This is a genomic window from Absicoccus sp. (assembly GCF_034090965.1).
Taxonomy (GTDB): domain Bacteria; phylum Bacillota_I; class Bacilli_A; order Erysipelotrichales; family Erysipelotrichaceae; genus Absicoccus; species Absicoccus intestinalis.
On the sequence record NZ_JAXDRQ010000052.1, the window covers coordinates 41825 to 48697 of the forward strand.

Sequence of the window (6873 nt, forward strand, 5' to 3'; positions counted from 1 at the left end):
TAGCACCGTCAACTAAAAAGTGCTAAAAAGTTGATAAAAAAAAGAGAGAATGATTTTCCCTCTTTATGTCACTTGTTCAAATTGACTATTGTACAATTTCGCATAGAAACCATTCTTTTTCAACAACTCTTCATGATTTCCTTGTTCAACGATATCTCCATTATTGATGACCAAGATCGTATCGGCATCTTTGATCGTAGATAGACGATGTGCAATCACAAAACTCGTTCGACCTTCCATCAAATGGTCCATCGCTTTTTGGATCAATCCCTCCGTTCGTGTATCCACACTGGAAGTGGCTTCATCCAAGATCAAGATCTTATGATCAGCCAATATTGCCCGCGCAATGGTCAACAATTGTTTCTGTCCTTGTGAGATATTGCTGGACTCTTCATCCAATACGGTTTGATAGCCATCCGGCTGTTGCATGATGAATTCATCGGCATGAGCGGCTTTGGCCGCGGCCATGACTTCTTCATCCGTGGCATCCAAACGACCATAACGAATATTTTCCATGATCGTGCCATGGAATAACCATGTATCTTGAAGGACCATGCCCAACAAGGAACGCAAGCCATTGCGATCAAATGTACGAATATCATGTCCATCAATGGAAATGCTTCCACTATTGACATCATAGAATCGCATCAACAACTTGACCAGGGTTGTCTTTCCGGCTCCGGTTGGCCCAACAATCGCAATTTTTTGGCCATTCATAACTTTTGCGGAAAAATCATGAATGATGACTTGATCCGGATCATACCCAAATCGTACATGATCAAATGTCACTTGCCCATCTAAATGGGTTGGATCGGTTGGATCTTCTACGGTTTGTGGTTCTTCTTCTTCCTGTAAGAATTCAAAGACCCGCTCACTGGCTGCGGTACTGGATTGTAACATATTCATGATTTGCGCAATTTGTTGGATCGGCTGCGTAAAGTTACGGATATATTGGAAGAACGATTGGATATCCCCTACTTCAATGGCTTTTTGAATGACTAAAAAACCACCCAATATCGCAATGATGACATAGCCTACATTACCGATAAATTGCATCATTGGCATCATCATGCCTGAGAAAAACTGACTTTTCCAAGCACTTTCATACAAAGAATCATTGGCCTGTTTAAACGTCTGTAAGACTTCTTCTTCTTGATTGTATGCTTTGATCACATTTTGTCCAGCAAACACTTCTTCCACTTGGCCATTGACATCACCCAAATAATTTTGTTGGTCACGGAAATACCGTTGGGAATAATGCATCACAAAAGCAACGATCACGATGGATACCGGTAAGATACAAAGTGCTGCCAAGGTCATCCATCCATTGATTGACAACATCATGATGACAACGCCGATAATGGTCGTGACACTTGTGATCAATTGGGTGATACTTTGGTTGATGCCTTGTTGAAGCGTATCCACATCATTGGTGATGCGAGATAGTACTTCACCATAAGGACGGCTTTCAAAATATTTCAATGGCATCCGATTAATCTTGGTTGAAATATCTTTTCGTAAATTATAACCGACATCATTCGCAATGCCCGCCATCACAATGCCTTGAATAAAAGAGAATAAGGCACTCACCGCATATAGGATCATGACACGAATCAAAATAGCCGCGATCGTATCAAAGTGGATACCCCCTTTTCCTTGTACTTTGCGAACCAAGCCATTGAATAATTCCGTCGTGGCTTGTCCCAATATCTTGGGTCCTACAATGGTAAAAATCGTTCCTAATATGGCACAGATCACCATCACCAACAAGCGAAATTTATAACGCATCATATAGTGAGCCAATGCCGCGAATGATTTTCGAAAATCTTTTGGTTTTTCAACGACACGGCCACGACCTGGACCATGGTTCTGTCTTGGTTGACGATCACTCATATGCCAATTCCTCCTGTGATAATTGCGATTGTGCGATTTGTTGATACACATCACATGTTGCCATCAATTCTTCATGACTACCTTGTCCGACCACTTTGCCATGATCCAAAACTAAAATCTGATCGGCATGCATGATCGTACTGATTCGTTGGGCCACGATAATCGTTGTGACATCGGCTGCTTTTTCTTTCAATGTTTTTCGTAAACGGGCATCCGTCGCAAAATCCAGTGCACTGAAACTATCATCAAACACTAAAAATTCAGGATGCTTGACGATGGCACGAGCAATAGCCAATCGTTGTTTTTGTCCACCTGAAACATTGGAACCTCCTTGTGAAATATGAGAAGAAATGCCTTGCTCTTTTTCACGCACAAAATCTTCCGCTTGTGCCATATCGATGGCGTCCCACAATTCCGATTCGGATGCATCTTTTTTACCAAACCGCAAATTCGATGCGATCGTGCCGGAAAATAACACCGATTTTTGTGGGACAAAACCAATGCGATCCCGTAAGGTTTTTAGTTGCATATGGCGAATATCTACATCATCCATTTGTATCGACCCTTCCGTTACATCATAGAAACGGGGAATCAAGTTGACCAAGGTTGATTTTCCGGATCCGGTACTACCAATCAGGGCAATAGTATCCCCTTGATGTGCCGTAAAGTTAATATCATCCAAGACTTTTTCTTTGGCACGACCATAGCTAAAGGAAACATGATCAAAGACAAGTTTGCCCTTTTTTTCTGGTGTTTGTGGATGTTCCGGTTCAATGATGGACGATTTCGTATCTAAAATTTCATTGATTCGATTGGCCGACACATTCGCTCTTGGTAAAAAGATCGCAATGGCACTGATCATCAAAAACGCAATGATAATTTGCATCGCATATTGAATGAAGGCCATCATATCTCCGACTTGCAGTTTTCCAGCATCCACGCCATGTGCACCTGAATATACGATCAAAACACTGATGCCGTTCATGATCAACATCATCAAAGGCATCATACAAGACATGGCTCGGTTGACAAATAAATTGGTTTTCGTTAGATCCTGATTGGCTTGATCAAACCGTTTTTCTTCAAACTTTTCCGCTGAAAAAGCACGAATCACTGGAATTCCCGTAAGAATTTCGCGGGAAATTAAGTTCACGCGGTCAATTAATTTTTGTAGGATCTTAAATTTTGGCATCACCACGCCAAATAAGATCGCCATTACCACGGATAAGACACCCACGGCAACGATCAAGATCCAACTCAGATACGAACCGGTCTGCTGCACTTTGATGATGCCGCCAATGGCTAAGATAGGTGCATATAAGACCACCCGAAAGATCATGGTGACAACCAATTGGATTTGTTGGATATCATTGGTGCTTCGCGTGATCAAACTGGCCGTTGAAAATTGATTCATTTCTTTAGCGGAATACGTTAATACCGTTTCATACGTCTTATTACGTAGGTCTTTTCCCAATTCAGCCGCAATTCGACTGGCCAGCAAAGCAACCAAGATGGAACAAACCATTGCCACTACAGCCATAAGGATCATTTTCTTTCCGGTATTCCATAGATAGTCGCTTTGTTTCTGATCGAGATCTACGCCTTGGGCTTTGTATTCTTGTTGCACAAATAAGATAGCCGCTTGTGTGATCATCGTATCGGGATAGTCTTTTAAACGTTTGTTGATTTCTTTGCGTACTTGTGGCATTTGAACTTGCGGTATCATTTGAACCGGAATATTTCGTTTTTCCATAATATAAAGCATCATTTCGGCTTTGGATAACACATCATTCAAATGGTCGTGGGATTTGGTATCCAAATCTTTGACAACATACATGTCTTTTTTCTTTGAATAGGTATAGCCATCTTCAATCGTTTTTTGATTTTTTTCGGTAGAAACATACAGAAGATTTTGCATCGTTTCCGGACGAAAGCTATCGGCCACGGCATCTTCTACACCTTTTTGTTGAAGACCGGTATCCACGATCTTAGAAGTATAGGAAGGGAGAGATAGATCACAATAGGCTTGTCCTAACAACAAGCCAAAAATGATCAATATCCAGATCACATTCTTCCTCATAAATCGAAACATTCGTACCATATTTATTCCCCTTCTTTACTGATTCTTTTTATATTTTGATTGATTTGATGTAAAACATCGATAAATATTTGTATTTTATCTTCAGGAATCCCTACCATTATTTTTTGGATCCCTTTCTGACGTACATCATCCAATTCCTTGGTTAATTGTTGCCCTTTTTCTGTCAATGCGAAATGGATCAATCGCCGATCCGCAATATCAACTTCACTGGTGACATATCCTCGTTTTACTAAAGAATCCATAGATCGAGAAGCTTGTCCTTTATTGACACATAATGCATCGCTCAGATCATTTAGGGTATCTGCATCGGGATGGATATACAATCCATTCATCAAGATCACATCGATCATTTTTAGATCGTGTTTTTTTAAAAAAGCATCCACCGTTTTCTTGATGAGCTGTTTGATTTTTCGCCAAGATAAAAATTCATAGTCTTCCATAGAACTACCTCGTTTCATTTTAAATGATTTACTTTTAAACATTACTACTTTCCGATACATATTTCAACTCGATTTTGTTAGAATACTAATATGAACAAAATTATTTATCAAAATGATGATCGGATCTATGCAGCCACAACCATGCGTGATATCTCTTGTCCGGAAGCGAACAACATGGCCTTACATGTATGTATCGATCCACAAGCCATCCTACAGAATCGCAAACAATTAGAAAAAGAAACCCTTTCCTTGGATCATTGGGCTTTGCCGTGGCAAAAACATACCAACAAGTCTTATCGCATCACCAAGGCGGATTGGTCCAAAGGTGCCTATTCCAAAGACACTTCGATCATGGGTGTGGATGCCATCTATACGACAGAACCACAAACGTTGATTGGTGTATTTACAGCCGATTGTGTCGGTTTATTGTTGATTGATGAAGCAACACCTTGTATTTGTGCAATCCATTCTGGTTGGAAAGGAACCGTACAAGCCATTACCGATAAGACCGTTCATCAATTATTGGAAGAAAACCTTTTGCATCCCGCATCAACCAGGGCCTATTTTAGTCCGAGTCTTCAATTTGAGACCTTAGAGGTTGGTTTGGAAGTAGTTAATCAATTGAAAGACAACCATATTGATATGGATGGTTGTATCCGATATATGCCCAATCATAAAGCGTATATCGATAATCAAGGTATGAATATCAAAATGTTAGAAAAATATGGAATTACCCACATTTATCCTTCGACCTATGATACAAAACCAGATCCACATTGTTTTTCTTATCGTCGTGATGGTAAGACGACCGGTGAACATTTCACCTTTGCCTATATCAAGAAATAAGATTGGTTGACAGCCCCAAAAAAAGGGCTGTTTTTTTTGAGACCAAAAAACAGCTTCATTTGTATATATAGTGAAAGGGCCCTTGAATAAGGAGGAAAGACAATGAAAATTCCCATCGATGATCTGGTACCAACTTATAAAGACTGCATCTTTCGTACAGCATTTAGTATTACCCGAAATGCTGCAGATGCCGAAGATATCGTCCAAGAAACGTTTTATCAATATGTATTGACAACACGTGATTTTGAAAATGAAAAACATATCAAAGCCTGGCTTTTACGAATCGCCATCAATAAGGCTAAAAATATGCGGATGACATTCTGGTCACAAAAGCGCGTATATTTACCTGATTCTATGTGGGGAACATCTCCTCCCGTATCCGATGATCAAAGATTAATAGAAGCCGTTTTATCCTTACCAACAAAATATCGGATCGTGATCCATTTGTACTATTATGAAGACTATTCTGTAGTTGAAATCAGTAAATTGGTACGAGCAACGCCCAGCGCTGTTAAAAACCGTTTGTTTCGTGCAAGACGCATGTTAAAAGATCAATTAAAGGAGGATTGGCATGATGACGAATAAAGAATGGTATAAACGAGCTTTTTCATCGTTACACACATCGCCTAACTTTACACTACATTTGGACGATAGAAGAGCAACCAGACGGCCTAAAAAATGGGCATTTGCGGGAGCATTCATGGTACTGATCCTAGGCACTTCAACCATTTATGCGGCAAATATTGGTGGCATACAAAGAACGATCCAAATCTGGACACATGGAGAATTGACAGATGCGACGTTGACCATTGACGAAAATAAAGGAACCTACACGATCCAAGATTCGAATGGAAAAGCCATACAAAGTGGCGGTGGTGTAGCTATGGATGCCCAAGGTCATTCACGCTCTTTAACGCCAGAAGAAATTATGGAAGATCAGGCAAACATGGTATCCACGGAAAAAATAGATGGACATATGTATCTTTATTATAAAGATCAAAAATATGATATTACCGATCAATTGGCTCATGATACCTATGCCTATATCACTTTACAAGATGGCAAAAAGACATTGTATGTCACGGTTGTAAAGTCGGGTGGTGTAGCAACCAGTGAAAACCGATATGTCTTACCAAATGAGTTCCATTCCAACTAAAAAACGATAGCGGAAAAACCGCTATCGTTTTCAGCTATTGCCTATGTAAAGCCTATATAGCTAATCGAAATCATTAAGAGTACTTGCGTTTTAACAGGATGATACCTATTAAAGGTAGAATTGCCATTATAGAATACACACGCATATTCATTGGTACACCTGTCTGTGTACTCTTTGGCTTAGTTGGTTTTTCTTTAACAGTTGTATCAACGACTACATGTTTATTCGTGATCACAAATCCGTCTTTAGTATTTCCACTGATAGAAGCTGTATAGCCATCGACCTTGTCTTCACTGACGGTGTACTGGATCTTCTTTCCCGATTGATATGCATCCACATCATTAAAACTTGCTTTCCAGTTATTGTCCGCATTTAAGATTACTGTTTTTCCCGTATCCTTGCCATCGGCCAGCAGATGTACCTTTACTTCTTTGGCT

The 6873-nt window shown here is 40.0% G+C and carries 7 protein-coding genes; 3 read left to right on the top strand and 4 right to left on the bottom strand.

Features of this window, described 5'->3' with window-relative positions:
• Positions 1-63 precede the first annotated feature (63 nt).
• From SOS22_RS07440 to SOS22_RS07450, 3 genes are read right to left on the bottom strand one after another with little or no spacing between them, the layout of a single operon-like run.
• Positions 64-1893, bottom strand: a complete 1830-nt coding sequence (locus tag SOS22_RS07440; protein WP_320596825.1) for an ABC transporter ATP-binding protein — start codon at positions 1891-1893, stop codon at positions 64-66.
• Positions 1886-3994, bottom strand: a complete 2109-nt coding sequence (locus SOS22_RS07445) for an ABC transporter ATP-binding protein (RefSeq protein ID WP_320596826.1) — start codon at positions 3992-3994, stop codon at positions 1886-1888. Before SOS22_RS07445 ends, SOS22_RS07440 begins: the two co-directional genes overlap by 8 nt.
• A gap of 2 nt (positions 3995-3996) precedes the next feature.
• Complete coding sequence (locus SOS22_RS07450) at positions 3997-4434, bottom strand: MarR family winged helix-turn-helix transcriptional regulator (RefSeq protein ID WP_320324937.1); 438 nt, start codon at positions 4432-4434, stop codon at positions 3997-3999.
• A 90-nt stretch (positions 4435-4524) separates the two neighbouring features.
• Between SOS22_RS07450 and SOS22_RS07455 the strand changes: the two genes are divergently transcribed.
• From SOS22_RS07455 to SOS22_RS07465, 3 genes are all read left to right on the top strand, one after another.
• Entirely contained in the window at positions 4525-5280 is a 756-nt protein-coding gene (locus SOS22_RS07455) for a polyphenol oxidase family protein (RefSeq protein WP_320324938.1), read from the top strand.
• Positions 5281-5382: 102 nt separating this feature from the next.
• Entirely contained in the window at positions 5383-5865 is a 483-nt protein-coding gene (locus SOS22_RS07460; protein WP_320324939.1) for an RNA polymerase sigma factor, read from the top strand.
• The gene (locus SOS22_RS07465) at positions 5852-6436 is read left to right on the top strand and encodes a hypothetical protein (RefSeq protein ID WP_320324940.1); all 585 of its coding nucleotides are present in this window, start codon (positions 5852-5854) and stop codon (positions 6434-6436) included. Before SOS22_RS07460 ends, SOS22_RS07465 begins: the two co-directional genes overlap by 14 nt.
• A 73-nt stretch (positions 6437-6509) precedes the next feature.
• Here SOS22_RS07465 and SOS22_RS07470 read toward each other — a convergent pair.
• Positions 6510-6873: Cna B-type domain-containing protein (locus tag SOS22_RS07470; protein WP_320596827.1), on the bottom strand; the 364-nt coding region annotated here is incomplete at its 5' end.

Bases quoted from the DNA above. Each gene is read 5' to 3' on its own strand.
- SOS22_RS07445 (WP_320596826.1), bottom strand. From the start codon at position 3,994: ATGGTACGAATGTTTCGATTTATGAGGAAGAATGTGATCTGGATATTG.
- SOS22_RS07465 (WP_320324940.1), top strand. From the start codon at position 5,852: ATGATGACGAATAAAGAATGGTATAAACGAGCTTTTTCATCGTTACAC.
- SOS22_RS07450 (WP_320324937.1), bottom strand. From the start codon at position 4,434: ATGGAAGACTATGAATTTTTATCTTGGCGAAAAATCAAACAGCTCATC.
- SOS22_RS07440 (WP_320596825.1), bottom strand. From the start codon at position 1,893: ATGAGTGATCGTCAACCAAGACAGAACCATGGTCCAGGTCGTGGCCGT.
- SOS22_RS07455 (WP_320324938.1), top strand. From the start codon at position 4,525: ATGAACAAAATTATTTATCAAAATGATGATCGGATCTATGCAGCCACA.
- SOS22_RS07460 (WP_320324939.1), top strand. From the start codon at position 5,383: ATGAAAATTCCCATCGATGATCTGGTACCAACTTATAAAGACTGCATC.